Source organism: Desulfomonile tiedjei DSM 6799 (assembly GCF_000266945.1).
Lineage (GTDB): Bacteria > Desulfobacterota > Desulfomonilia > Desulfomonilales > Desulfomonilaceae > Desulfomonile > Desulfomonile tiedjei.
In genome coordinates, this window is sequence record NC_018025.1 from 2,693,474 (window position 1) to 2,719,487 (window position 26,014).

At 49.9% G+C, this 26,014-nt stretch carries 23 protein-coding genes and 1 pseudogene; 12 read left to right on the top strand and 12 right to left on the bottom strand.

Features of this window, described 5'->3' with window-relative positions; genetic code table 11:
- The first annotated feature begins 19 nt into the window (after window positions 1-19).
- The 10 genes and pseudogenes from DESTI_RS11265 to DESTI_RS31750 all read left to right on the top strand — a co-directional run.
- The gene (locus DESTI_RS11265; RefSeq protein ID WP_014810084.1) at window positions 20-1,174 is read left to right on the top strand and encodes a thiolase domain-containing protein; all 1,155 of its coding nucleotides are present in this window, start codon (window positions 20-22) and stop codon (window positions 1,172-1,174) included.
- Between the two features lie 17 nt (window positions 1,175-1,191).
- Complete coding sequence (locus DESTI_RS11270; protein ID WP_014810085.1) at window positions 1,192-1,605, top strand: Zn-ribbon domain-containing OB-fold protein; 414 nt, start codon at window positions 1,192-1,194, stop codon at window positions 1,603-1,605.
- Between the two features lie 602 nt (window positions 1,606-2,207).
- Window positions 2,208-3,380, top strand: a complete 1,173-nt coding sequence (locus DESTI_RS11275) for an acyl-CoA dehydrogenase family protein (protein WP_014810086.1) — start codon at window positions 2,208-2,210, stop codon at window positions 3,378-3,380.
- Window positions 3,381-3,899: 519 nt separating this feature from the next.
- Window positions 3,900-4,112: a biotin/lipoyl-containing protein gene (locus DESTI_RS11280; protein WP_014810087.1), complete on the top strand. Its 213-nt coding sequence runs from the start codon at window positions 3,900-3,902 to the stop codon at window positions 4,110-4,112.
- Window positions 4,113-4,365: 253 nt separating this feature from the next.
- Window positions 4,366-6,099, top strand: coding sequence for an acyl-CoA carboxylase subunit beta (locus tag DESTI_RS11285; protein ID WP_014810088.1), 1,734 nt, complete (start codon window positions 4,366-4,368; stop codon window positions 6,097-6,099).
- Window positions 6,100-6,405: 306 nt separating this feature from the next.
- The gene (locus tag DESTI_RS11290) at window positions 6,406-6,921 is read left to right on the top strand and encodes a hypothetical protein (protein WP_014810089.1); all 516 of its coding nucleotides are present in this window, start codon (window positions 6,406-6,408) and stop codon (window positions 6,919-6,921) included.
- A 439-nt stretch (window positions 6,922-7,360) separates the two neighbouring features.
- Window positions 7,361-8,095, top strand: a complete 735-nt coding sequence (locus DESTI_RS11295; protein WP_014810090.1) for a hemerythrin domain-containing protein — start codon at window positions 7,361-7,363, stop codon at window positions 8,093-8,095.
- A gap of 16 nt (window positions 8,096-8,111) precedes the next feature.
- Window positions 8,112-8,708, top strand: coding sequence for a phosphatase PAP2 family protein (locus tag DESTI_RS11300; RefSeq protein WP_014810091.1), 597 nt, complete (start codon window positions 8,112-8,114; stop codon window positions 8,706-8,708).
- Between the two features lie 42 nt (window positions 8,709-8,750).
- Window positions 8,751-9,896, top strand: coding sequence for a radical SAM protein (locus DESTI_RS11305; protein ID WP_014810092.1), 1,146 nt, complete (start codon window positions 8,751-8,753; stop codon window positions 9,894-9,896).
- Between the two features lie 12 nt (window positions 9,897-9,908).
- Window positions 9,909-10,022: pseudogene (locus DESTI_RS31750) on the top strand (chromate transporter); the annotation flags it as partial.
- A 372-nt stretch (window positions 10,023-10,394) separates the two neighbouring features.
- Here DESTI_RS31750 and DESTI_RS11310 read toward each other — a convergent pair.
- The 9 genes from DESTI_RS11310 to DESTI_RS11345 all read right to left on the bottom strand — a co-directional run bounded on the left by DESTI_RS11310 (window position 10,395) and on the right by DESTI_RS11345 (window position 20,222).
- On the bottom strand, window positions 10,395-11,183 hold the full coding sequence (locus DESTI_RS11310; protein WP_014810094.1) for a sulfite exporter TauE/SafE family protein: 789 nt from the start codon (window positions 11,181-11,183) through the stop codon (window positions 10,395-10,397).
- Window positions 11,184-11,185: 2 nt separating this feature from the next.
- Window positions 11,186-11,542, bottom strand: a complete 357-nt coding sequence (locus DESTI_RS11315) for a PadR family transcriptional regulator (protein ID WP_014810095.1) — start codon at window positions 11,540-11,542, stop codon at window positions 11,186-11,188.
- 329 nt (window positions 11,543-11,871) lie between these two features.
- Entirely contained in the window at window positions 11,872-12,120 is a 249-nt protein-coding gene (locus DESTI_RS11320; protein ID WP_014810096.1) for a hypothetical protein, read from the bottom strand.
- Between the two features lie 88 nt (window positions 12,121-12,208).
- Window positions 12,209-12,436: a hypothetical protein gene (locus DESTI_RS11325; RefSeq protein WP_014810097.1), complete on the bottom strand. Its 228-nt coding sequence runs from the start codon at window positions 12,434-12,436 to the stop codon at window positions 12,209-12,211.
- A 208-nt stretch (window positions 12,437-12,644) separates the two neighbouring features.
- Entirely contained in the window at window positions 12,645-13,022 is a 378-nt protein-coding gene (locus tag DESTI_RS30705; protein ID WP_014810098.1) for a hypothetical protein, read from the bottom strand.
- A 123-nt stretch (window positions 13,023-13,145) separates the two neighbouring features.
- Window positions 13,146-13,907, bottom strand: coding sequence for a nitrous oxide reductase accessory protein NosL (locus tag DESTI_RS28765; RefSeq protein WP_014810099.1), 762 nt, complete (start codon window positions 13,905-13,907; stop codon window positions 13,146-13,148).
- A 361-nt stretch (window positions 13,908-14,268) separates the two neighbouring features.
- Complete coding sequence (locus DESTI_RS11335) at window positions 14,269-14,811, bottom strand: hypothetical protein (RefSeq protein ID WP_014810100.1); 543 nt, start codon at window positions 14,809-14,811, stop codon at window positions 14,269-14,271.
- 21 nt (window positions 14,812-14,832) lie between these two features.
- A complete protein-coding gene (locus DESTI_RS11340) occupies window positions 14,833-18,696 on the bottom strand; it encodes an efflux RND transporter permease subunit (protein ID WP_014810101.1) in 3,864 nt (1,287 codons plus the stop codon).
- Window positions 18,696-20,222, bottom strand: coding sequence for an efflux RND transporter periplasmic adaptor subunit (locus tag DESTI_RS11345; RefSeq protein WP_014810102.1), 1,527 nt, complete (start codon window positions 20,220-20,222; stop codon window positions 18,696-18,698). The genes DESTI_RS11340 and DESTI_RS11345 overlap by 1 nt, the downstream gene beginning before the upstream one ends.
- 898 nt (window positions 20,223-21,120) lie before the next feature.
- Here DESTI_RS11345 and DESTI_RS11350 point away from each other — a divergent pair.
- The gene (locus DESTI_RS11350; RefSeq protein WP_014810104.1) at window positions 21,121-21,834 is read left to right on the top strand and encodes a Stp1/IreP family PP2C-type Ser/Thr phosphatase; all 714 of its coding nucleotides are present in this window, start codon (window positions 21,121-21,123) and stop codon (window positions 21,832-21,834) included.
- Window positions 21,835-21,892: 58 nt separating this feature from the next.
- On the opposite strand, the gene DESTI_RS11355 is transcribed toward DESTI_RS11350, so the two are convergent.
- From DESTI_RS11355 to DESTI_RS11365, 3 genes are all read right to left on the bottom strand, one after another.
- Window positions 21,893-23,929 carry a bifunctional serine/threonine-protein kinase/formylglycine-generating enzyme family protein gene (locus tag DESTI_RS11355; RefSeq protein WP_014810105.1) on the bottom strand — a complete coding sequence of 679 codons (2,037 nt, stop codon included), beginning with the start codon at window positions 23,927-23,929 and terminating at the stop codon, window positions 21,893-21,895.
- A gap of 147 nt (window positions 23,930-24,076) precedes the next feature.
- Window positions 24,077-24,319 carry a hypothetical protein gene (locus tag DESTI_RS11360; protein WP_014810106.1) on the bottom strand — a complete coding sequence of 81 codons (243 nt, stop codon included), beginning with the start codon at window positions 24,317-24,319 and terminating at the stop codon, window positions 24,077-24,079.
- 309 nt (window positions 24,320-24,628) lie between these two features.
- On the bottom strand, window positions 24,629-25,069 hold the full coding sequence (locus DESTI_RS11365; protein WP_041286148.1) for a hypothetical protein: 441 nt from the start codon (window positions 25,067-25,069) through the stop codon (window positions 24,629-24,631).
- Between the two features lie 324 nt (window positions 25,070-25,393).
- Here DESTI_RS11365 and DESTI_RS11370 point away from each other — a divergent pair, with 324 nt between their 5' ends.
- Window positions 25,394-25,645 carry a hypothetical protein gene (locus DESTI_RS11370; protein WP_157212141.1) on the top strand — a complete coding sequence of 84 codons (252 nt, stop codon included), beginning with the start codon at window positions 25,394-25,396 and terminating at the stop codon, window positions 25,643-25,645.
- Window positions 25,646-26,014 lie beyond the last annotated feature (369 nt).

Sequence of the window (26,014 nt, forward strand, 5' to 3'; positions counted from 1 at the left end):
CTCCATATAGGAGGATTACATGGCCAAGGTCGCAGTAATTGGCGTCGGCCAAAGTGAGTTTGTTCGATCCTACCCGGGGTCGATACGAGAACTGGCCTTTGAGGCCTATAGAGATGCCATGAAGGATGCGGCAATCAACTCAGAGCAAATCGATGCAACCGTAATCTGTTCCGCTCCCGAATACGATAAGCAGAGAACACCCGCAGGCCTTATGGCGGAGTACCTGGGACTCAATCCCCAACCGACGTTCTACGTAGAAAGCGTATGCTCATCAAGTTCCAGCGGGCTCAGAACAGCATACGCACTTATTGCCTCCGGGCTTCACGATATAGTGGTGGTGTTGGGCTTTCAGAAAATGTCAGAAATCACCTCTGCAGATTCTCAGGAGAGAATGGGGCGAGGGGCTGATATTCAATGGGAAGCTCCTTTTGGAACAATGATGCCGGCCTACTATGCACTGTACGCGAGAGGACATTTTGAGAAGTACGGCACAACAGAGGAAGATCTTGCTTTGATTCGGGTCAAGTCTTCCACGTACGGCAGGATAAACGATAAAGCGGTTTTCAGAAAACCCCTGACCTTAGAAAAGGTCCTCGAGCCCAATTACATTGCTACTCCCTTGAAAGTGTTTGATTGTTGCGCGAATGCGGATGGATCTTCATGTATCATACTTGCCTCTGAGGAAAAGGCAAAAAGCCTCTGCAAAAAGCCTGTGTGGATAAAAGGGCTTGGAATGGCCACCGCCCCTATAACCATGACGGAAAGAGATACTTTCAGCGGACTAAGATGTGCACAATTGGCTGCAAAACGTGCTTACCAGATGGCCGGCATAACACCCGGCGATGTGGATGTGGCCGAGGTGCATGATTGTTTCACGATAGCGGAGATGATGGCTTATGAAGACCTTGGATTCGCCGAACCCGGCAAAGGCAAGGATCTTATCCGAAACAAAGAAACTTATAAGGAAGGGAAAATACCGGTCAATGTGGATGGTGGCTTGCTGTCGAAAGGGCACCCCATAGGGGCTACCGGCGGTTCGCAGATTCGCACCATTGTCTTGCAGTTAAGAAGTGAAGCGGGTGAAATGCAGGTTCCGAACGCCAAGATCGGTTTAGTCCATAATATCGGAGGAGTCGGAATCTACGGTAATGTGAGTATATTCGGGGTCGAGTGACATTCCTGGAGGAAAAGATGGGTTTCGAGCAGTTCGGCATTATAAGTTTTACTGGCGTAACGAAGGTTGATGAGTTTGTGGGGTACCTCAAGGATCAGGAAATACGCGGCACCTTGTGCATGCGATGCGGTACCAGATTCTTTCCACCTCGCAGCGATTGCGATGTTTGCCTTAGCAGCATCATGCAATGGTTCCCCATCACCGGCGAAGGGACTGTCATCACGTATACGAAGGCGATGTACGCTCCTGCGGGATTTGAAAAAGACGTCCCATACGTACTCGCTGTTGCAGAGTTTTCCGATGGGGTCAAAGTATTCGGTCGAATGGATCGTACTATTCCGGAAGACCGAATCAAAGCGGGCATGAAGGTGAAAACACGCGTAACGAATCTTGAAAACGATCGCTTCACATATGAATTTGTCGTCAACTAGGAGGCTGTTGCGGAACACGATTTTTTGTAGTAGGTACGATCACCATCTGTTCGGCGATGTCTCTCCTGAGGACGACGGAGAAGATGGCTATTTATTTTAATTGTAGAAGCCTCTCCGGAACGGAATCGAGTCGGATTTTCACGGACGCGGCAAAAGCCGGCGCAGGCCTGGATCAAGCGACACCGGGAAATTTTCCCGACCGCAGTGCAGGTTCGCCCTCTCGGCATGGAGTAGGCTTCCCGACTTGTCGCCGCCTTCATGAACATTCACTGGAGAGCCTGGAGTTGAATAGATGACGGATCTGGTCAAAACTTGAGGTATTTCCCCTCTGGGAGGTAATGGCTTTCTTAACGAATTCGATGTGCCAAACCATCGTCGTACCATGACCCGGCAGGAAGGGCTGTTGCAGCTTTACTGTCGTTAGCACACTACAGGTCTATCGTGTGCATCAGCATTCGTTCCGGTTGTGTACGCTTTGGGGTGGTTTTGTCAACGGGGTTGGCTTAGCGGTTATATTACCCGTTTCGTCATAGTATGGGAACCGCCTATGCAGCCCGGCCCGGAACTCTTTTGTTCCGGAAAATCCTTTTAAGGAGCCTCGCATGAGCGACGAGTACGATGTGGAGTTGTCTGAAGAGCATATAATGCTCCGAGATATGGTTCGTAAATTCGCGGATAACGAAGTAGCACCTGTTGTCGATAAAGATGAGAACGATCACCGTTTCCAGCGTGAACTGGTGAACCAGATGGCTGAATTGGGTCTTTTTGGCTGCCCGGTCCCTGAACAATACGGCGGCAATAACATGGGCTATCTGGCGCACGCGATAGCCACCGAAGAGATCGGTAGGGTCTCGGGATCGCTCAGGGTCGCTTTCAACATGCAGACGATGGGCACTTCGATGTCCATTTTGAAATGGGGAAGTGATGAGTTAAAACAAAAATATATTCCAGCTCTTGTTTCCGCTGAAATTCTCGGTTGTTTCGGTATCACCGAGCCTGATTCGGGATCCGATACCGCAGCCATGGCTACCACGGCAGAGAGGGATGGAAACGAGTACGTGCTAAACGGCCGGAAGATGTGGATCACCTGGTGCCCGGTCGCTGATATGGCCGTCATCTTTGCCATGACTGACAAAAAGGCCAAACACAGAGGTATGAGCGTCTTTGTCATGGATATGGATTCTCCGGGTGTCTCCACCATAGCCACGAAAGACAAACTCGGTCTTTGGGCTTGCCCCACCGGCGAAATCATCATGGAAGACGTGAGAATCCCTGCTGGTAACCGCCTTGGCGAAGAAGGCAAAGGATTCGGTTATCTCATGCAGGAGCTTATAAGCACGAGGCTTTCTGCAGCGGCAGGCGCAGTGGGCACTTGCCAGGCAGCTCTAGACGAATCAGTCAAATATGCAACCGAACGGCGACAATTCGGCCAATCCATAGCCGAATTCCAGATGGTCCAGGAAGTCATAGCAAGGATGGTTGCTGAAACCGAAGCTGCTCGGGCGCTTGTCTGGCGATGCGCAATTCAGAAGGATCGCGGGCTTGTGCACAACATGCGAGAGACCGTGCTCGCAAAGTATTATGCATGTCGAGCGGCTGATGAAGTACCCAACCTCGCTCTCGAAGTGTTGAGTGCATATGGATATTCCAATGAATATCCCATAGCCAGAATCCTTCGTGACGGAAAAGTGTACAAGATTCTCGAAGGCGCTACCAACATTATGAAGATGATAATCGCCCAGGACGCTCTGGGCCTCAAAAAGGCGAACAGATAGTCGAAGCGCGGAGAGATCGACTCCTTCCGGGGTGAATGCAAAGGTCCGGCAGTGGCTGCGGTGATCCGAGAGTTCGAGAAGAACCGGTCCGAGCCGATAAATTAGAGGAATTTCTCGTCGGATCTCGCCGTCACCCCGTACGAAAATAAAGGCGAAGAGGCTGTGAATTTCTTCAGCTCTTCGCCGGAATAACGGTACCGCTTGCTTTAGATGCATGAAGGACCGCGCTGATATATCTCTACTGCCATTTTTTTTGAGAGAGGGATTTTAACAAATTCTTTGCCTCCATCTTGTCCGTGAACATTAAGAACTTATCCTGGAGGGCATGCACAATTTGCTGTGCAACCCCAGGGTGATCGAAGTCGTACGACATAAGGCCGCACAATGGTGACTCTTGAAAGATCGAATCTGCTGAAAAAAGAATAACCTGAACGTAATGTCTTGAAAATGTGCGTATTACGAACAGTGTCCCGGAATCGGAACTGTTTGTCAGGAACACGATTGTAGGAGGTTTTCAACATGGCGGAAATCACCATGCCCATGAACGGCAAGGTTATCGCGATAACGACCGAAGTGGGCGAGGGCGTCTCGGAAGATGCCGAGCTGGTCATTATAGAGGCAATGAAGATGGAATTGCCTGTGGTCGCCACCCATGATGGAACAGTAAAAGAAATCAAGGCCAAAGTTGGCGAGTCATATAACGTCGGGGACGTTTTGCTCATAATAGAGTAAGAATTTCTGTCAGATTGCTGTGGAAGAAGAAGGAAGCGTTATTTCGACCTTTGGACATTCCATCGGCTTTTCACGCAATTTTCAAATGCCGAGAATATGAGGCTGATTAAACCTGGAGATGCACGAAGTTGCCCGCAGGAAGGGGACAAGGATTGTCCCTCAATCCATGAACAATGGCTACCGTGCCTCTATAGCCGAAGAAGATCAAATCTACTCCGTTGAAGTGAGAATGTTCGACGGAGGGAGGAAAACAATGAGACCATACTTCGAAAGCATGGCAAAGATCGGAAAACCGCTCAGCCAGGCTAGAATCAAGAATACGCAAGAAAACGTCGAACAGATCAGGGCAATAGAACAGGAATTGGCAGCAGCCATAGAAGACGTCAAGAATGCCGGAATTCCTGCAAAGAAGATCAATGAAAGAGGACAACTCACTGTTTGGCAACGCCTCGAATACCTGGTTGACCCTGGAACCTGGTGCCCCTTGCACTCAATATTCAATCCCAAGAACAACGAAGAAGGGACTACCGGCGTCGTCAACGGTTTAGGCAAGATAAATGGCAAATGGGCGGTTATCATAGGCTTTGACAACAAGGTGATAGCCGGCGCATGGATCTCTGGTCAGTCGGAGAACATCCTCAGAGTCACCGACATGGCGAAGCGCCTTCGTATTCCTCTGGTTTGGCTGGTGAACTGCTCAGGCGTGAAACTCACCGAACAGGAAGAAGTCTATCCGGATCGAAGGGGTGGAGGAACCCCGTTTTTCCGCCACGCAGAATTGGAACAGCTCGGGATTCCCGTCCTGGCAGGGATTTGGGGAACCAATCCTGCGGGTGGTGGTTACCAGGGCATCAGCCCCACGATCCTCCTCGCGCATAAAGACTGCAATATAGCTGTAGGTGGAGGAGGAATAGTCAGCGGGATGACCCCGAAAGGGTACTTCGATGAAGAAGGAGCTGAACAACTCATCGAAGCGACAAGGCATTTCACCGAACTTCCCCCGGGGAGCGTTCAGGTCCATTATGATAGCACGGGCTTTTTCAAGGCGGTGTTCGAGACTGAAGAAGCTGTTCTCGATGCACTCAAGGGCTATATGGACATGATCCCTGCTTACGACCCGAAGTTTTTCCGTGTGGCAGAGCCGGCGGAACCTCAATTCGGCAAAGAGGATCTGAACCACATCATCCCCGTGAACCAGAAATCGGTGTACGCCTTTGATGAAGTGCTCGCACGACTCACCGACAACAGCGAGCACATGGAGTACAAACCGCAGTACGGTCCGGAAGTGTACACAGGATTGGTCAAACTGAACGGATTCCTGGTCGGAGTCATCGGCAACAAGCAGGGATTTCTCGGGGCAGGATATCCGGAATATGCGCCATATCCCGGCATTGGAGGCAAGCTGTACAGGCAAGGGCTCATCAAAATGAATGAGTTCGTTACTTTGTGCGGCAGAGATCGACTCCCCATAATTTGGTTCCAGGATACGTCGGGGATAGACGTGGGTGACATCGCGGAGAAGGCTGAGCTTCTCGGACTGGGGCAGTCGCTCATCTACTCTATTGAACAAACCGATGTTCCCATGATGCTCTTCGTGCTTCGTAAGGGAACTGCTGCCGCCCACTATATTATGGGCGGGCCGACAGCGAACAATCATACCGCTTTTGCACTGGGTACTCCTGCCACCGAGATTTACGTCATGCATGGTGAGACCGCCTCAGCCGCATCTTTTGCCAGACGCCTCGTGAAAGAAAAGGACGCAGGTAGACCCCTACAGCCGATCATTGACAAGATGAACGCTCTTGCCAAGCAATATTCCGATCAGTCCAAACCAATCTATTGCGCCAAGAGAGGATTCGTGGACGAGGTGGTTTCTTTTACCGAGATGCGCAAATACATGCTCGCATTCGCAGAGTGCGCATACCAGAATCCCGGCTCGATTTGTCCTCATCACATGATGATGATTCCGAGGATAGCAAAAGGATAAACACCTCAGGGTTCAGGATGAAAACAACGTCACAATGAACGTGGAAAACTGAGCTCCACCGGGGAGCGACAGAAGCAGCTTAGACCCCCAAAGACCAAAATGGCAGGACCGCCGCACAGCGGTCCTTTTCCGTTCTGCGAAGTTGCGGTCGTTTATTTTGGCAATGCCTATACGTGTGAGATAGCGTCTGAAGTCGGAAATTGACTGCCAGGCGGTAGTCCGGTAGATTCCAGAACTGAAGAGAGCTATACTGCGACCCCATTATTCTTGTGATCAAACATATCTCCAGATTTTCAGGATGAATCCATGGAAGTGAACAGACAAGCTCGGCTTTATGCAGGAATAACCTTGCTCATTCTTGCGACGATCTCGCCATTATTCGGATTCCTGGTTGTTAAGACGAATTGGTCCGCGGTGATGAAAACCACGATAATCGGACTGTTGACAGCCGGTATTCCTGAAGTTCTCATCTTTGCTGCAGCGGCGATTCTCGGAAAAGAGAATTTCCAACGTATCAAGTCAAAAGCCTTCTCACTTATGAAACGTCTGAGACCGACTGCACGGGTGGGCAAGACCCGATACTCTATCGGGCTAATAATGTTCCTTATCCCACTGGTTCCCACCTATGTCATGGCTTATGCGCCTCAATGGCTTCCCGACGACTCTCCTGCCAGACTTTACGTTAACCTGGCTGCTGATTTCATTTTTGCTGCGAGCCTATTTGTTCTCGGTGGAGACTTCTGGGACAAGCTTACGGCATTGTTCGTATACGATTCCAAAGCACAATTCGACGACAAGGTACAGCCTGGGGCCTCTCAATGATCTCATACCAACTCCCATGGCGCACAACGCCACAACAAACAATAAAAGACCTGATGCAGTATATGGTCTTTTATTGGAATGTGCGTTCAAAGAAGTAATCCCACCATCGGCGGGAGCAAATTCGGTCCCGGCATGCCTCCGAAGCGAAGTCAGGCGGTTCCGTTCGTAGGGAAGGAGATTTGCCGGGACCGGCAACTAACAGGTTTCTCAATATTCCCTCTATGAAAGCACATTGGTACCAGACATTGAAAAGCGTGGTTCTCTTGTTGCATCGTTTCTTATAAGGGCAGGTCTTTAGATATCATTTCGTAATGCCCTGTTCCTTTTGCATTCGAGGCGACCAAATTGACGGATCCGTGCACAATGTCTTACAGTGAGAAATTAGAATTAGTTTCGGCATGATTGATATTGTTGAGAACAGAAAAGGGGGATCATTATTATGAGTGAAATTATCTTATGTGAAACTCGAAGAACATTTCTAACGAAAGCGGGAATTCTTCTTACCGGTACCGCTGTGATCAATTCTACAGCCCACATTGCCCATGCAGAATCAAAAGAGAAAAAAAAGAAAAAAGAAGAGAAGAAAGCCGAAGAGGTTTCCCCACCCGAGGACCTGATGCGTGAGCATGGGGTCCTTCGTCGAATCTTGCTTGTCTACGAAGACATTCAGGGTCGCCTCATGGGTGGGAAAGAATTTCCTGCTGAAGTGCTTTCAAATGCAGCCGGAATAATACGTAAATTCGTCGAGGACTATCATGAAAAACTCGAGGAAGACTACCTGTTTCCTCGGTTTGAGAAAGCCGGCAAGCTGGTCGATCTGGTAACGATCCTCAAAGAGCAGCACAAGGCGGGCCGTCGCTTGACGGAATTCATCAAGAAATCTGCCGAGCCTGTAACATTAAAGGATGCTCCGAAACAGAAAGAATTGGCTGAAACGCTGCACTTGTTCATAAGAATGTATCGACCCCATGCTTCACGCGAAGACACCGTCCTATTTCCTGCCTTGCGAACCATTGTATCCGGGAAAGAATTTGATTCTCTTGGTGAAGAATTCGAGGAAAAGGAAGAGAAACTCTTCGGTGAAGGCGGTTTTGAAAAAATAGTTGCTCAAGTGGCGGAACAGGAAAGAACTCTGGGCATCTATGAACTAGCTCAATTTACGCCACCCAAGTGAGAAAACCGGGGTCACAATGAAAACCAAAGACGTGGTGTGGCTGGTTCTGCTCATCATGGCAATTTTGCTTACAATTTGTCTCAATTACTATCCCTATCTTCCGGGGGACGTGAGCAGCACCCGACTGATACAATCCTTGCTGCCCGAATCTAAACACTGGGCTCAAGTCCTATCGTCAACAGCCAAAAGCCCGTTCGTCTTTATCTTGATTGCGATCACGTTTGCCCTTTCATGGGTGATTGCGGGCTGGCGTGCAGCTTTGTTGTCTGTCGCCAGCTTCATTGGTCTGTGGTTGCTGGGAACATGGCTTGGTCCGGTAATTTCCCAGCCACGACCTTCCCCGGAACTGGTTCAGGTGACCGAAGCAAGTCCAGGCTCTGCATTTCCGTCGATCTTCGCTTTCAATTTCATGGCGACAGTCGGCTTCCTGGCTGTTCTGGCCGGAGTCAAGGCGTCGGGAGGTCTTCGATGGGGTCTGATGGTGATCTGCATCTCGCTTCTTATTATTGGAGGGATTGCAAGAATTGCCCTGGCAGCGCATTGGCCCAGTGATGTAGCCATATCGTACTTGATAGGGCTTCTCTGGATCACTTTGCTCATTCGATTCATTTGAAGAATGAGAAATTCAGAAAGCAGGAAAGCAAGGGAGCGATTGGTGAAAGTGAACGAGAATTATTCTTTTCTGATCGATGTAGCGTCTACATGCAATTTGAAATGTCCTTCCTGTCCGCAGGCAAACCCGAAGAACCCGGTTCGCAGAAATGAACTCATGGAGCCGGAACTGCTGGATTCTATACTGAGAAAAGCAACTTCAGAGTGCCAAATCTCTTTTGTCTATCTCTACAACTGGGCAGAGCCTTTCTTGAATCCCAAACTGCCCGACCTCATCGACATAGTGAATTCCCATAATATTCCTTGCGGAGTAAGTTCCAACCTGAACATTAGACGCAATATAGATCGCGTTGTGGCAAGCAATCCCGCGAACTTTGTTATCAGCACTTCGGGCTTTAATCAACATACATACGGGAAAATGCACGCGGCAGGAAATGTCGAGCGGGTCAAAGAAAACATGATTTGGCTTTCTGAGGTGAGGAAGAATACTAACAGCCGCACTCGGGTAGAAGTTAATTATATACGCTATCTTGGTAACTTGGACGAGCTCGTGCTCATGCGGAAATTTGCCGCCTCACTTGGGTTCTTTTTCAGACAATCCATAGCTGCGCTATTTCCTCTGGAAAGATTGTTAAAGTATCTCTCCGACTCGCAAAAAAAGGAAAGGACGATCGACGAGGAAAAAGAACTGTTTGAAATCCTGCTTTTTCCCTATGAAGAACTGATGCAACTATCAGGTCCCTTCAAGAGATTTCCATGCAGTTATCGGGAAGAGCAAATCGTGCTAAATTCTCGCGGACAGGTCCAGCTCTGTTGTCTTGTTTTCGATCCGACCAGGTTCACCATAACCGATTTCTTGTCTGATTCCATTGAGCGGATACGAGAGCTGAAACGAGGACAGGATTTCTGCAAGTCATGCATTGAAAAGGGAATTCATACCTTAGGCCTGAGATTTGGTCCTAATCTCAGACCGGTTGTTTTAAAGAAAGTCGCCGATTACTACTCCGAGGCTGGCGTGGACTTTCACAACCTGCCTCGAACTTCAAACGGCCTTTGGTTCGATCGGTCAGTCAGACTACTAAAGGAGTCAGCCAGGCGCTCGATCGTACTTCGTCGCTTGACGCGGGAGGCTGTCACCAGATTCCCCGTATTGAAGAGACTGCCTGGAGATATATTGTCTTTAGAATGAAATAAGGGAGGCATGAACTCATCCGTGTCACCTAGACCAACCGAAGTCGCACTTCTATTTCTCAAGTTGGGCATTATCGCGTTCGGTGGACCGGCAGCCCACATAGCGATGATGCACAATGAAATGTGAAACGAAAATCTTTGTCTGGCCGACTGGCTGGTTCAATCAGTGTTTTTGAAAGAGGTCTCGGGGTATCAGAGACTCCATCTACAAACGCAGGTTTGTGGGACCTGAGCCCATCATTCAAGTCATGGGAGCAGCAGGATTTTACCATCGCCCATGTTATGGACCGTGTCTCTACAGTTTTATGGCCGGCTACAGTCAGATCGTGACAAAACACTCCGGTCAGCCCAGGCCGAATTCCTCTTTGGCAGGCGCGGCGTATAGCCTTGAGGTAGACGGAGCTATCAATGTGAGACCTGACATTCTAGTTGGGATATTCGGCGCTTACCATAGGCTTCAGCTTGACATACTTGTTCTGAGAGCTGTTTTTTCCTCTCAAATGATTCCTGCCCCCAAGGCAATCGCCAGCAACAGCAGCATCATTCCGACAATCATCTGCACAGTCTTCATGGTGATCTTTTTCATAAGCCTTGCCCCGATGAATGAACCTGCAAAAGCTGCGGCTATTCCGGCCATGATGAGTCCAGTCCCGTCGTGAGTTCCCAATAGGGCAGAATCCCTTGCGACGAACGTGCTGCTATAGATGACGAGTCGGGACATATCCACTGCCACAGTTGACACCACACCAGTCGCAATAAAGGCCTCTTTGCTCAGACCGCATCGGATCAGGAATGCGCTCCGCAAAGCTCCTTGAAGCCCTGAAAGACCACCAAAGAACCCTGACATCGCACCCCCAACGGGGACATATTTGGAGTCGAACTGCAGCTTCTCGAAATAAGGTAACAGGTCCCACAAAGCGAAAGAAGCAATCAGAGCTCCCATAACTGTCTTTACTACAGTAATCTCATACAAATGGCCACCCAAGCTATATTGTGTGAGAGGTTTCATATCGGAGAGATAACCGAGCAGGAAAGCGCCGACCGCTGCGAACAATGCGGCTGGAACTGTGAATCTCAATGCAGTTTTCGCGTCCGCATGCCTGCCTACCAACAGAACCTTAAATAGATTGTTCGCCAGATGAACCACCGCTGTGGCGGCCACCGCGAAATTGATGGGAAAAAAGATAGCAAAGGCTGGCATCAAGAGAGTTCCCAAGCCGAATCCCGAAAACAGAGTCAGCGCTGACACGACAAGGGCAACGACACAAATGACGAAGTATTCCACGATTAATCCTTATTCCCATTTCTCGGCGTCTTCGAGCTCGGTTTCGTTTGGGCAGTTTCTAACCCGAAAAGCTCACCAAAGAGTTCAATGAGCTTTTCCTTCGCCTCATCCAAGACCGTCTTGCCCAACTCGGTTGTTTTGTAAAGCCGACGAAATTTGCCGTTGTTCAGCTCTTTCTCTGACAGCAATAGCCCCCTTTCCTCCATTCGATGGAGAAGCGGATACATGGTGCCTGGGCTAATTTTGTAACCATGGCTGCCGAGTTCCTCCAGAATGCCGAGTCCGAATATAGGTTCCTCGGAAGCATGGTGAAGTACGTGCAGACGGATGAATCCGGAAAAGAACTCGTTAGGTTCCATATTATCTCCAGTATCGTAGTTCGTTATCGTAATTCGATATTAAATCTCGGAAAGATGCCTGTCAAGTGGAAAGGCATCCTTTGCCGAGATCCTATTGAGATGCTCGGATGATCTTGCCGAGCACGTCTCTCTGGCGCATGAGCTCTCATCATTCTAGATGCATCGCACGGATGGATTGAACCGAACTGCTTGATCATTCGGTGAGCAAAGCTACCGATAATGGCCAAGGGCTGTCTCAGTTCATGAGCTACTTCCGTGCCAGCTCGACACTCCTTACCACTGGGGACACTTCAGGCCCCCAGTGGTTTTCTTCGCTTGTGCCTGAACACTTAAGGCATCGGCTCCCAGGCTCTGATGTTGCCATAAGGACTTGGATGCGTACGCGATTCAGGGAGAGCATCGCCCGATCGGGCCTCTCTCTCAATGGCTTCGAATTTCTCCGATTGTCTTTTCTGCTGAGCCTCGATTCTTTTCCATTTTTTATCTAGATTAAACCGGGTGTGCCCGCCTCTGCCAAAGGCAACAGGAACGGAGACGAGGAACGCTAAAAGCGTCAACATGGTAATAAGCTTCTTCATTTCACTATCCTTTGCGCTTATGCGCTGTTAGATGCAGATTCTGCCAGCAGTTCTGTGGTAATAAGCCTAGTATTTCAGCTATCCTGCTTCATGGCCAAGGCTCCCAGAGCCGTGGCAAATTGTACACATATGTCTTGTAGGCTTCTTCCCTCTCAGCGAGGGTTTTGGCCGTCATGACTGCTCGCCACCGTTTCTGATCGCCCTGCTGCTGTTTCCAAATATGCATGAGATAATCCCGGCTCGCATCCCTGGCCACGGCGAATGGAGCAGGAGCCAACATTGCCAACAACATGAATATGACTAGAAGTTTTTTCATCTATTTTCTCCGTTATCCCAAGTTCTTGTGTCCCGCACGCATTAGCGGATAATGCACGCCCAAGCTTGAAACTGGACTGCGCCCTTTTCGTTCTCGATTGCACAGGTTCAAGCAGGGTATCGGGATAATCTCTTCTTGCGCCAAACGACGCTCATGACTGAGCTCAAATTATCCAAATGCTCGAAACAGTGATAAACAGTGATAAGACTTAAATGAGGAGAGCGATCGTACGAAGTGAGGTAATAAGAGGATTGACAGGCAACTGTCCCTGAAGGAACAAGTTTCCTCTTGAAATTTGCGGGCTAGAGACCGCAGGGGATATGAGGGTGGAGAACCCCCACTGTGCGCCCATCAGGTAAGTACCCTTGAATTGTGAAGTCTGGGATTCCGAACCGTTAGCGACTGCAGAAATGTTCGGGCACGGTCCGCAGTCGCAAGATTCTGAAGCGCCGGTAGACGATCCTATAGCACAGGGAGTATATTCCTGGTGGTGAAACACACAACAACACACTTGCGTACCCATTGTTACCAGGAATATCAGGGTGATGAAGTATGCTCCATAATGAGGTCTCGCCATGATCGTCATGGATTTTATTCTCCCTGATTAAACCATAAGACGTCCAATTGCGCTGTCAAGGTGGCTCGGTACAAATCTGAATGCTTCATGGAATCTATGCGGGTCAGTAACATACTTCTCCATCAATACTCATCAATGATGACCACCGCCGTGATGCCCACGCCCACCCACAGAAGGTTCGTACGGGTCTGATCGTTGCCTCCGTTGGGGCGCTGTGCGTCTTCTGGGAGCCTCAATTGCTTGTTCTTTGGGTTGAGCCGTACTCGGTTCGACTGCGGGAGCCGGCACCTTCTCTTCTGCAACGCTCGGTGGCTCCGTTTTTTCTTTTACTCCGATGTCTGCGGGCTCTTCCTGTGCTGCTCGGGCCACTTCGTGGAGCTGAACAATCCATTTTCCATCGTTGTTAGATGCAAATTTTGCTGCTCCATCCATATTGCTGAAGGCAATAAGCTCATACCCCATGGGCCCTTTGACCTCGCTGCCAAGGACTAGAAAGGCTGTCCGAAGTTCAATCATCTTCTTAGTCACAAAATCGGTGACATACTGGCGGGCGAGATCTGCAACGTTTATATCGTATTTCTGAGGCACTGAATTGTAGATGAATAAGCAGCGTGCCCCATCGAAACCCACCACGCGTCCATCCTTAAAAACAGCAGCAGCCACTCCATGAAATCCTACTACTCGTCCTTCTTTGAATGTGACGGTGACACCCTGTCCGTCTCTTCCGCCTATAACCATTCCGCAAACCGGACACTTATGAGATAGATCCACTTTGGACCCATCGGGCAGTTGAAGAAATTGGTCTGCATGCGAAACATGGATTGCAACAAAAACAAGGATGATCGATATGGTGATTACTCGCGAAAACATCCGGGGACTATGCTTTTCATACATTTCTATTCTCCCTCTTGTACCAACTTGTTCCTTCGTTTAAATTCAATTTCCTTCTCCAGACAATAAATAGTCGGAACGACGAACACGGTAATCAGGTCCAGGAACATTCCTTTTCATAGCCCAAAGCGATCTCACTCTTTAAGGGCCGAGGCTGTGGTGAACGGCGCCCGTAAGACCACCCTCCTCTGTCCCTCTCGTCAAGGCCGTCAAAGGAATCCCGCGTTTCGCGGGGTCTCCCCTGGCGGGACAGGAAAGTGAGGGCGATTCCTATTCTGTTTCAAGAGCGCAATTTTCAATAAGCTTCATCATGCTCCGTTGCGCTCGCAATGACAATTTCCTCCAGAACGCGGCGATCTCATTCCTATTGGTTCGGTTTCTCCTTCGGCGCTGGAGTCTCCTGACCAGACTCCAACTTCTTCCCGGCTTCGTGGACATGACTATGACCTTCGTCCAGCTCCTTTTTTCCTTCGGTCATCTGCTCCTTCTTATCCATCATTTTCATGCCCGACTGCATCATCTTGCAGCCTTTCATCATCTTCTCCATCTTCTCCATCATGGGCTTCATCTTCTCGCCCATTTTACCGCCCATCATCTTCTCTTGAGCGGCATCTGCCAGCTTCTGGCCCTGCTGCATCATCGCTTGGCCCTTTTCCATCAATTGCATGGCGTCTTCCCTGTTCTTGCCCTTCTCCAACATGTCCGCGCCTTTTTTCATCATCTCGGAGCCGTCCATGATGAGCTTTATGCCGTTCTTCAACTCCGGCGTCGCGGATGGAGTCTCGGATACCTTTGGCGTCTCTTTGACTTCCTGTGCCAGCGCTGGTGACGTGGCAGCGAGTTGCAGGCCGAACAACGCCAAGCAAGCCATAAGGATCCATCCCGAATTCATAAGTCTCGATCTCATTTCTCGAACCTCCTGTTCTTTCTATGTGGTTTCCTCTGTAATTCTCCTCTTGAACACGATTTCTTTCTCCAAGCAATAGATGGTGGGTACGACAAAAATGGTGATTGTTGCCACCAGCATGCCTCCAAACGTGGGCAGCGCCATGGGGACCATCACGTCCGAGCCGCGTCCTGTGGACGTCAAGACTGGGATGAGAGCCAAAATCGCGCACGACGCTGTCATGAGAGCGGGCCTGATTCTCTTGATACCCGCTTCAACTGTTGCTTCCCTGATTTCAGAGACAGAATGAAAGGTATGTTTTTCGAACACTTGATCCAGATACGTGGAGTATATGACGCCGTCGTTTGTGGCTATACCGAAGAGAGCGAGAAAACCGACCCACACCGCCACGCTGAGATTGTACGGCCTCACCTGGAACAGATGCCGCATGTTTACGCCGAAAATGCTGAAATCCAGGAACCACGGTTGCGAATAGAGCCATATCAGCAGGAATCCGCCTGACCATGCGACGAATATCCCCGAAAAGACGTTCAGGGAAGTCGGAATCGACCTGAACTGAAAGTACAGGATCAAAAACACCAACAACAATGTTGCCGGAATAACGATCATCATGGTCTTCTCTGAACGAACCTGGTTCTCGTATGCCCCCGCAAACCAGTACGAAGTATTGGGGGCCAGTTTAAGCTCTCCTGTCATTATCTTGTGTTTCAAATAGTTATCCGCGTCCTGAACGACATTTACCTCGGCTACTCCGGGCTTTTTGTCAAAGATCACGTAGCTCACAAGAAAAGTGTCCTCGCTTTTAATCACCATAGGGCCTCGGACATATTCTATCTGGGCCACGAGATTCATTGGAATGTGTGCGCCATTCACGGCAGGGATCAAGATATTTCTTAGCGCATCAACCGAGTCGCGTAATTCTCGGTCGTAGCGGACTCGAACCGGGAAACGCTCTCGGCCCTCGACGGTCGTGGTGATTTGCCTGCCTCCAATGGCTATTTCGATGACATCATTTACATCCTGAATGTTGACACCATATCTGGCTATCGCTTCCCGGTTGATGACGATCTCAAGATATGCAGCGCCGATGAGCCGGTCCGCTATAACTGAAGACGGCTCTATGCTTGGGACTTCCCTGAGATACTTTTCGATTTGGAGACCGGCTTTTTCAAGGTCCTCCAGACTATTTCCTCTGATCTTGACCCCCATTGCCGATCGCATTCCTGTCTGCAGCATGATTACTCGTGTAGCTATTGGCTGCAGCTTCGGGGCCATGGTAACCCCGGGAATATGTGCGGCCTTCGCGATCTCATCCCAGATGTCATCCATGGACTTGATCTCCGGTCGCCAGTTCCGGATTGGCTTGCCCGTCTTTGGATCGATCTCATGGTGGCCTTTTTCTGGTTCCATCTTGTACTCGGGCACTACGGTTATTATTGTTTCCACCATTGAAATGGGTGCGGGATCCAAAGCGCTTTCCACGCGACCGATCTTTCCCACCACGGATTGGATTTCAGGAATTGCCTTGATTGCAAGATTCTGCTTTGCAAGGATATCAAGCGCGACTCCGATGGAGGCGTGCGGCATAAGCGTGGGCATGTACAGAAATGAACCTTCCTCCAGATGCGGCATGAACTCCTTGCCCAGCCCGGGGAAGAGTCCTGCAAGCTTCCTCCACACCTTGGTCTCTCTAATCGGACCTTTGGGCATCTCAGCTTCGCCCGGCTTACCTGTGCCCATGTCGTGGCTCATGCCGGGCATGCCGGCTTTGGGGGTTTTCGTTTGCTGCGTTTCCTTTGCCTCGACGCTGATCGTGGGGCGCACTATACCCGTCCACTCCGCAGCAGCAGGAATAAACGAGAAAACTTTGTCGAACCCGAGCCATATCACCAAGCCAAAAATCACCAGTGATATCGGGATAGTCAGAAAAGTCGCTTTGTGGTCCAGAGCCCAGGCCAAGGCACGGGGATAATAGATGGTAAGGACCTTGTTGAAGGCCAGCAGCACAAAAATGATTCCCGCTGCAAAAATCATATTCCTAGTCAGTCCTTTTTCGACTCCGAGGGGCATCCAGTGCTCCGCTAGCAGAAACACTACCAGAACCAACGCGACCAGATTCATGATGGTAGGGATTTTCCCTCGAGCCTTCTCTGGCAAGAACAGTGATACAACTTTGATGACGCCCATTAGCATGATGGCCATCCCAATGGGCCAGGAGAGTGAATATCCAATTCCAAAACCCGCGACTACTACGAGGCCGTAGACGGTGGCAAGGGTCTTATTCTTGAAGTTTCTCTTGGTAAAGAGAATGTGAGCCAGAGGCGGGATTATTGAGAGGGCCAACAACAGAGATGCTGCAATAGCAAATGTCTTGGTGAACGCCACGGGCTTGAAAAGCTTCCCTTCAGGTCCCGTTAGAGTGAACACAGGAAGAAACGCTATGATCGTAGTGGCCGCCGACGTCATCACCGCTCCACCGACTTCGGTTGCAGCCTCATGGACTATTTGAAATCGGCTTTTTCCCTGTGGCTCATGCTCTATGTGCCTCAGAATATTCTCGCAGAGAATGATGCCCATATCGACCATTACGCCGATGGCAATGGCTATACCGGAAAGGGCCATAATATTGGCATCAACCCCGAACGTCTTCATGGTCATGAACGTCATTAGCACTGCCAAAGGCAGAATCAGCGAAATGAGGCCAGAACTCACCAAATGGTTGACCATCACCACGACGACGATAATGGCCACTAGGATTTCGTCGGTAAGAGCATTTTTCAGTGTGCCCAGGGTCTCATGGATCAGTTGAGTGCGATCGTAAAATGGGACAATTTTGACCTGAGAAACGCTTCCGTCCGGCAATGTTTTTTTAGGCAGGAAAGGAGCGACCTCTTCGATTTTTGCTTTGACATTCTTAATTACCTGAAGCGGGTTTTCGGCAAAACGAACTACTACGACCCCACCTACTGCTTCTGCCCCCGCCTTATTGAGAGCACCCTGTCTGAAAGCAGGGCCTAAAGAGACCTTGCCCACATCCTTCACATAGAGAGGAACATTGTTAGTTACCTTCACGACTGCGGTCTCGAGGTCCCCGATCGAACGGATAAATCCTAAACCACGAATCATGTAGTCCACGTTGTTCAGTTCTATGGTGCGCGCACCAACGTCCAGGTTTGATTTCTGCACTGCTCTGTACACATCCTGGAGCATAACACCGTGGGCCCTCATCGCGTTCGGATTGACATCTATCTGGTATTCTTTCACATATCCACCCACGGACGCGACTTCGCTCACGCCTCTGGCAGACTGCAAGTAGTAGCGCACGTACCAATCCTCTATGGTGCGAAGCTCCTCTCGGCTGAATCCCTTGCCTTCGACCGTGTACCAAAATACCTGCCCTACGGCTGTAGCATCCGGGCCGAGCGCAGGCTGGACCCCTACGGGCAAAACGCCGGGCTGGAGGGAGTTGAGCCGCTCCAATATTCGGGTGCGTGACCAGTAGAACTCGATGTTCTCCTCGAACACCACATATATGGTAGAGAACCCGAAGTACGAATAGCTTCTGATTGATTTGACCCCAGGGATTCCCAACAACTGCACGGTCAGAGGATAGGTAATCTGATCCTCAACGTCTCTTGGTGACCGACCGGTCCAATTGGTGAAGACAATCTGCTGATTCTCACCTATGTCCGGGATCGCGTCCACAGGTACAGGATTTCTTGGGACCAGGGGGAGCTCCCAGTCAAACGGAGCTACCGCTAGGCCAACGAACAGGAGTGTTATAAGGCCCACAAATACAAGAAGCTTTTGTGTCATCCAAAAGCGCATCATTCTCGAGAAGAATGTGTGCGTTGCAACTTCGGTTTCACTATTCTGTGTTGACATCACTGTCCCTCCTTCCCATGGGCGGAATGGGGATCTGCCTCAGGAGCCTTCTCAACGGGAGCCTTCGGCTCCTTCTCAGGTGTTCCATGGCCCGCGTGATCTTCTTGGGGTTCAGGTTCCTCAGAAATTGCCTCTCTCGCGGATGGAGTGGCTTTCTCAGGCTCAGCGGGACTCATCATGCTGGGCTGGCCGGAAATCTGAACAGAACTGTCGATCTCGAAATTCCCATTGACAACAACGCGTTCCCCTTCCTTCAGGCCGTCGGAAATCACATATTTATTTCCCGCCCTGGGCCCCAAAACTACATCCCTCTGTTCGTACGTCGGCTGATCCTGATTCGGTACTTCCACGTACACCAGGGATCGCCTTCCGGTAAAAAGTACCGCTGTCTCAGGAACCACAAGAGGAAGATGCGGATTCTCGACACCGGAATATCCGTATGCTGTAGCAGGCTGTAAAGGTTGTTTGGTTTTGGGGCAAGTTCCTGGAACGTCGCTGACTTCTTTGGGATCAAATGGGCAGATATATTTTCCAACCCATTCCGGTTTTATTACCCTGCCCTGGTCGTCTATTTCCGCTTCCAGCTCGGCATTGACGAACATATGCGGTTTCAACTCATAGTCCGGGTTTTCTGCATCAACCCTTACCTTGACCGTACGAGTCTCCATTTCTAGCACAGGCTCTATGAATATGACTTTGCCCTTGAAAGTCTTTCCAGGAAACGATGGTGTCGTAAAGGTGACCTCTTGTCCGTACCTTATCCATGGGAGGTCCGGCTCATAAGCATCCAGCTTCACCCACACATGGGACAGGTCATTGATGACGAACATGTCCTGACCTTCCTTCACGAATTGGCCAAGAACCGCCATCTTCTTCATTACGATGCCGCTGATGGGAGCTCTAAGGGTTACGTACAGCTCGGACTTCATGCTCTCTCGAATCCGCTTCACCTGCTCGTCAGTCATCCCGTATTGCTTGAGCTTCTCTTCTGCCCCGCGGATAACGCCTTCAACATCTCTGCTCCTGATGCTCTCGAACAATTCCACCTGGCTCTTGATCAGCGTCGGGCTCCATATTGTCACCATGGGATCGCCTTTGTTTACTTTTACCCCGGTAAAATCTATAAATACCTCGTCAAGCCGCCCGTCGATCCGTGCGGTCAGAGTTGCGACTCTCGTCTCAGCGTCGATGACCATCCCCACCATTCTCAACTTCTTTACGGCCTTCTCTCTCTTCACTTCCGTGGTCTGCACTTGCGCCAGCATCTTGGCTTCTTCGGACATGGCGTAGCGGACGGGGCCTCCGCCCGTGGATTCTACCCTCGCGGGCAAACCATGGGCATGTCCCCCGGAAGCAGGACTCTGTGTCTGCTGTCCCGTCTGACTGGATTTAGTCTGAGATTCAGTCGGCGCCTGCTCGTGTCCTGAGCCCTTGATCAAGTAGATCGCCAATGCGACAACGACGATCAGCGAACCCAATAAGACTCTCTTCAAAGTCTTCTTTGAAATGGACACTGTGTCATTCATGTTTTCCCCCATTGAACAGCGTTTCTTCTCTTTGGACACGTCGTGGCGAATATGCCGGCACCACTTACTCGCGAGAGTCAGTTTTCACCATTTGGTCTTAGTTACCACCGAGGAGATGAGCCCGGCTACGTGCCAAGATAATCTTCTGTACTGGAGGAATCAAGAAAGGAAAGAGCAGGTCTGTAAAAGAAGTGACACAGGTTTCTCCGGACGAGAAACGGATGTAAGCGGATTTGACCACGCAAATCTCAGAAACCGGCCGGTATTGTCAACCGCTATAGGCAGGGTCAAAACCTGGTGTTGTGTCAGAAGCGTCTCAGGTTCAGCCAGTTTCGCTGGAGTAGGGCCCTGAGCGCATCCAAAAGACGGACACCCATTGTCATGGTTTGCCACACTTTTTTGATTGCAGGAGGAACCGTGCCGATCGGTTTGACAATCATCACAGGAACACTTCATCATGTCCGGAATATCAACTGGGCAACAGCATATCGCGGACAGTCCGAAAGCTGTATTTGCCCAGAAGAATAATAGCATGATTATACCTGTAACTGGACGATTCATCCTGTAATCTCCATTTTTCCTATAATCATGGTGTTCCTTTGAAAAGTCAAGGTCTGCTCGATTCTTTATAGTAGAACTCAAAAACAACTGAGAAAAAACCGATTTCAACCCCAATCAGGCCGATTACAGTCGCAAACTGCAATTACGTGTCTGCTGAAAGACCAAGTTTCTCGAACGCCGGTTCAGGGCTTTATTCGTTGTTCACTCCGCTGCCTGACTCCATGCTACCTTGCCAAGTTGACCCTGGGGCCTATCGTATGTATATCAATAAGAAACCGTGATCAGAATGACGTGAAATCATGCCAAATCCTTTCTGAGAGCTTTGCAGGGAGTAAAAGTGAGAATCGGGCATAAGACAGTCCCAGGTAAACATAGATCGACCAATGAGGATAATCTGTTTGTGGACAGCAATGTGGGATTATTCATAGTTGCTGATGGCATGGGCGGCCACAACGCCGGGGAAGTGGCCAGCAGAATAGCCGTGGACGTGACTGTAAAGTCAGTTCTTGAAGGACTCAGCGCCGGAAAGGAAGCGGAGCAAACCGTTCGGGATGCTTTTTCAAACGCCAACAGATCAATCTACGACAAATCCCTAAATAACCCTGCGTGGGAAGAAATGGGGACCACTCTCTTGGTGGCCCTCATAAATGCTTACGAGGTGATAATCGGTCATATCGGCGACACTCGAGCCTATTTGATAAGAAACGGCAGGATAGAGCAACTCACAGACGATCATACATTCGTGTCCGAGTGGCTGAAAGAAGGGCTCATAACTAAGGAAGAGGCTCGATCGCACCATGCTCGCCACGGATTGACCGAAGCGGTAGGTATAACTGATGAGGTGGAGCCGGAGGTTGCGGTTTGGCCGTGGGATGGCAATACGTGCCTGCTTCTATGCTCCGACGGCCTGACAGACGTGCTCGAAGACAAAGAAATCCTTGCGATTGTGGAGACTTCTTCAGAACCTCAACCAGCCTGTGACTCATTAGTGAGTGCCGCCCAGCTAGGACGGGGGCAGGATGATATTACCGTCATACTCATCTGTAATTAAAGGAGGAGAGTCTCCTTTATCCGCGAGAAGAAATTGTCCGAACGGCAAGACATTTCAACTACCTGCCGCTTTCATCGATATTTTTCGCACAACGAAATCCCACGTCTTCGAAAGCCATGGACGGGTCCTGAGCAATGCCTGGAATCGGGGTCGATCCAGCCAGCATGGTGCCCCTCATCCCGCCCAGCACCACGAATTGAGGCTTTGCGTTGGGCGCCACCCCAAGTCTCACACCCCATTCACTTACGTTTCTCATCAGGCCTCTGATCCCGTCCACATTCGGTTCAAAGCTGAGCACAGGGTAGGGAATGGTCGAAGCGCCCTGGTTCTCAGACGAATCCGGCAGTCCTTCGTTCTTTGGCGAAATCGATCGACTCCGCTCTGGAGAAGCATCGCCTGAGCTGGTTTCCTCTTTGAATGCTCCTGCCCAGGCTTCCATTTCCTTTTCGAGATTGTCAGTATCGCGGGCTGGGTCAGCACTGGTTTGAGTAGGCTTCTTCAATGCATCTTCCGGCCGACTCGCTGCACGAAGCCATTCTGTTTCCGTTGGAAGTCGCTCACCATAAAATGTGGCATAGGCAGCGGCTCCAAAACCTGTAACTTTCACAACCGGATGCGAAGCTCCACCTTCATCTTGCAATAAGAATCTGCCGTTTCTGTACACGATCGGCTCGTACCCACTGTAGACAGGCCCCAGAACTAGCCATGGCTGCCCATCGACACGAACGATACCGTCCTTGACCTCGACCTTTGAAAGCACCTGGTTCAGAAATTCCACGTACTTGAAGTTGGTAACCTCCGTCTCGTCTATATAGAATGGAGGAACTTCAACAACTTTGCCTCCCTCGGCTCCAACATAACTCGGCAGCTTGACCTGGCCTGCCGGGACCAGGTGCATAATAGTGCCGTCCTTGGCTGTTAGGGTGGGGACTGCGGGCTCATATTCTGGAATTGCGCGTTCGGACGTCTTTTCCGATTCTGTGGGTTGTGTGACTTCTGGCGTCGAAACATGCGAAGGCATGGAGACTTCATGGGTCATTATAAAATGGTGGTATATATTCGACACGGCCACAATGATGAATAACACGACAATGATGGCAATTATCTGCTTGCGGTGCAGACCCCTGAATAATGGGCGCTCCGAAGCCTCCGTTTTCTCCAGAAGCCTTTCCAGAGACTCTCGTAACGCGCTAACAGAAGGAATTCTCTTTTCCTTATCCTCTGCTGTGGCCTGTTGTATGATGGGGTCCAATTCTTTCAAGAAAGGGGTGGAGGGATTTGCAAGGCACACACCCTTCAGGGGACACGCTGTTTTGCTGTCCACCATCTTCCCCTGAACCGCTTCATAGAGCATCTTGCCTAATGCGTACACATCGGCCCGACCGTCAGTCTCCGCGAGATCCATAAATTGCTCTGGTGCCATATAGGTAATAGTGCCCTCGACGTGGTGGCTTTTGGTGAGCTGCGACCACGCAGGACCCCCTGCAATTCCAAAGTCGATAATCTTTGGGGTCTGGCCATCCAGGAGAACATTTTCGGGCTTCATGTCCCGATGCACGATGCCAAGAGCATGGACTGTCTCCAGCCCATCAAATATGGGGAGAAAGTACGTTCGAATCCATTGCCGGAGATCTCGTTCATCTCTATACCCTTCAAAGGGCATTGTATGGCGGAGTGTGCGGCCGCCAGGCACGTATTCCATTACGACGTATTGGACTGTGATTTCTTCCCCATTCTTGCTTATCACCGCCGCATCCTGGTCATACACTTGAGCAACGTATGGATGCCGTATCTGGGCCATAGCCAGAGCTTCTCGATGGAACCGCTGAATTTCGGTGTTCACTTCCTCCGGATCGTCTCCGAACTCGGCCAGATACTCGACTGAGACTATTTTTACCACCACTTCTCGATTCAAATTGGTCTGTCTGGCTCTATAGACTTCTCCCTTTCCTCCCGTAGCAATGTGCTGCAGGATCTCCCATTTCTCATTAAGAACCGTCCCTACTTTCAGGAGCGGCTTTTTGGTTCTGGAACTGGTTGTAGCGCTCACCGACTCCTTCGTTCCGGAAGTGGTTCTCGTTGTCGTGGAATTCATATCAAATTCCTTCAACCAATGCTCATACGTCCAACCAATTTAGACAACAATGAAGTGGACTGAGCGACGAGAAACCACCAGCAAAATGATGGTTCCTCTCGCTCAATTTAATTCTTCGATTTCACGTTTGTTCTTGTCGCAGCCAGATTAGCGCATCGGTGACCCGGTACCGTGATGCACAGGGATTCTTTTGGTCCTTCCCGGAAAACCGGAAACTACTGCGGAGGTTTCCAACTCAAATGCCCTGAGCTTGGATAGATCCTGCCGTTCTTTCACTTGCTGAGCGTTCCACTCACTGCGTAATACGTCCCGGTTGGCATCTCTGGCCATAACGGATGGTACAGCGATAATTGAGACAAGAAAAGCCACTAGCAAGGTTACTTTTTTCATGACTTTTTCTCCTCAGCGTCCCGCGACGCTCTGTGGGAAGGATTCCAAGTTTATTACGCGGCCGCTCTTCAACCTCTTTGACCTTCTCCGGCTGCACGTGCCGAACCTTTGATGCACTAGCCTGCGGACAGACCGTGTATCGAAGAGCGACTCCGGCTGACTCAAAAAGGATCGAGGTCAAAAATGCAATAGCGTCGGCCGTTCCAACCAGCTTCTTCATCGTCTAGCCTCCACTTGTCATGGAAACAACTATGAAAAGGCACGCATGGTTTTAGAGCCACAATAACGCGATGGATTGCTGCGAAATTCTCAAATCAGGAGAATTATCGTCCGAAGAAGGGTGGTCTGGAGTCTCGGATGGACGAGAAAAGGCGGGTCTCCGCTATTGATGGCGGCCCCTATAGTTAACAATGAGGCATTCGGCAGGGTTCCAATCGTCATGCTCTTGCTTTGAGCTGACATCTTCTCCGGAGGATTGGCTATGTGGGGTCGTGGGCCTTGAACAAGAAGGGTGAGGCAATGACAACAATGGGCTGAGATTGATGCATGGTCGAGCACACCGAGACGATCGTGAGTACCTGCGGAAAGCTTCGCAGAGTCGTGCGAGCAACTGTGAGTCACATGACGCTTTTCGCCTTGCTCCCCAACCATACGGCAAGAACATCTGAGAGCCACATTTGTCACCATGAGGGCAATATACGGCACGAGTATCGCGTATCCGAGGATTCTCATTGTTGCCGATGCTCTCATCCGTCGACTCTTGTTGGCCACGTTTCCTTTACAAAAAGGATAGGAGATTATGATATTGATGTCAACTGTTACTTGAGAAAAGTTATCAAGAATAAGCGGTTCGCCCACCCTGTCGTTGCAAAAAAAGCATTCTGAGGAGCGTATTAGAAGTCGATAGTACTCAGATCTTCTCATTATGTTAGAGCGAGATTGTTTATATGATCAGTCATGAACAGTATGAATTGCGTTGACTTTTCGCTAAAAACTGGCATCCTAAAATATATTGCAAGGGGCGTCCACCTCACATGAACGTAAGGTGATTTTTGAAAGACAAAGGGGAGTATCATGATGAAACGTTTCTCAGCTAGCATTGTTCTGGTGATTCTGCTTGTGACGGTTATGCTGGTTTCCGGAACTGTCGTCCTGGCCGCGGACGTGACCGGGGAAGGGCGAACTAAGCCTCACATCAACTGCTGCTTCCAGGACGGCCAATGCCTCAAAACCAGGAAAGACAATTGCGCTCTTAAGAAAGGCATTGTCGTGCAGGATTGTAGCGAGTGCCCTGGCGTGTGGGGCAAAGGCAAGAAAGAGAAATAGACTTTCGGAAACGGATAGCAGCACGAGCAGGTGCCCTATCCGTTTTTTCTCTACCAATCCGTGATTTTTCCAATCCTGCGAGCATGCTTTCCTGGAGATGCTCGTCCGCTCGATCTTTCCCTCTAATCTTACACGTCTGATCCTGTTTGTCCCTCCTGCTTTGAACGCCGATGATCGTATAGATGATCATTGCAGCACGTGGTATTCAGGACCGTCATCAAGACGCAATGCGACGGACTCACTGGAGATTTGTTATAAAAATAGCCATATTTCAATGTATTGATAAGAATACCTCCAGTATATATAATCCTATTTCTAAGTTATAAATCTAATTATTTGAAGCAATAGTCATTTTTGCCTTGACATTCT

Excerpts from the sequence above, each read along its gene's own strand:
- DESTI_RS11265 (WP_014810084.1), top strand. The coding sequence starts at position 20 with ATGGCCAAGGTCGCAGTAATTGGCGTCGGCCAAAGTGAGTTTGTTCGA.
- DESTI_RS11270 (WP_014810085.1), top strand. The coding sequence starts at position 1,192 with ATGGGTTTCGAGCAGTTCGGCATTATAAGTTTTACTGGCGTAACGAAG.
- DESTI_RS11275 (WP_014810086.1), top strand. The coding sequence starts at position 2,208 with ATGAGCGACGAGTACGATGTGGAGTTGTCTGAAGAGCATATAATGCTC.
- DESTI_RS11280 (WP_014810087.1), top strand. The coding sequence starts at position 3,900 with ATGGCGGAAATCACCATGCCCATGAACGGCAAGGTTATCGCGATAACG.
- DESTI_RS11285 (WP_014810088.1), top strand. The coding sequence starts at position 4,366 with ATGAGACCATACTTCGAAAGCATGGCAAAGATCGGAAAACCGCTCAGC.
- DESTI_RS11290 (WP_014810089.1), top strand. The coding sequence starts at position 6,406 with ATGGAAGTGAACAGACAAGCTCGGCTTTATGCAGGAATAACCTTGCTC.
- DESTI_RS11295 (WP_014810090.1), top strand. The coding sequence starts at position 7,361 with ATGAGTGAAATTATCTTATGTGAAACTCGAAGAACATTTCTAACGAAA.
- DESTI_RS11300 (WP_014810091.1), top strand. The coding sequence starts at position 8,112 with ATGAAAACCAAAGACGTGGTGTGGCTGGTTCTGCTCATCATGGCAATT.
- DESTI_RS11315 (WP_014810095.1), bottom strand. The coding sequence starts at position 11,542 with ATGGAACCTAACGAGTTCTTTTCCGGATTCATCCGTCTGCACGTACTT.
- DESTI_RS11320 (WP_014810096.1), bottom strand. The coding sequence starts at position 12,120 with ATGAAGAAGCTTATTACCATGTTGACGCTTTTAGCGTTCCTCGTCTCC.
- DESTI_RS11325 (WP_014810097.1), bottom strand. The coding sequence starts at position 12,436 with ATGAAAAAACTTCTAGTCATATTCATGTTGTTGGCAATGTTGGCTCCT.
- DESTI_RS30705 (WP_014810098.1), bottom strand. The coding sequence starts at position 13,022 with ATGACGATCATGGCGAGACCTCATTATGGAGCATACTTCATCACCCTG.
- DESTI_RS28765 (WP_014810099.1), bottom strand. The coding sequence starts at position 13,907 with ATGTATGAAAAGCATAGTCCCCGGATGTTTTCGCGAGTAATCACCATA.
- DESTI_RS11335 (WP_014810100.1), bottom strand. The coding sequence starts at position 14,811 with ATGAGATCGAGACTTATGAATTCGGGATGGATCCTTATGGCTTGCTTG.
- DESTI_RS11340 (WP_014810101.1), bottom strand. The coding sequence starts at position 18,696 with ATGTCAACACAGAATAGTGAAACCGAAGTTGCAACGCACACATTCTTC.
- DESTI_RS11345 (WP_014810102.1), bottom strand. The coding sequence starts at position 20,222 with ATGAATGACACAGTGTCCATTTCAAAGAAGACTTTGAAGAGAGTCTTA.
- DESTI_RS11355 (WP_014810105.1), bottom strand. The coding sequence starts at position 23,929 with ATGAATTCCACGACAACGAGAACCACTTCCGGAACGAAGGAGTCGGTG.
- DESTI_RS11360 (WP_014810106.1), bottom strand. The coding sequence starts at position 24,319 with ATGAAAAAAGTAACCTTGCTAGTGGCTTTTCTTGTCTCAATTATCGCT.
- DESTI_RS11365 (WP_041286148.1), bottom strand. The coding sequence starts at position 25,069 with ATGAGAGCATCGGCAACAATGAGAATCCTCGGATACGCGATACTCGTG.
- DESTI_RS11370 (WP_157212141.1), top strand. The coding sequence starts at position 25,394 with ATGATGAAACGTTTCTCAGCTAGCATTGTTCTGGTGATTCTGCTTGTG.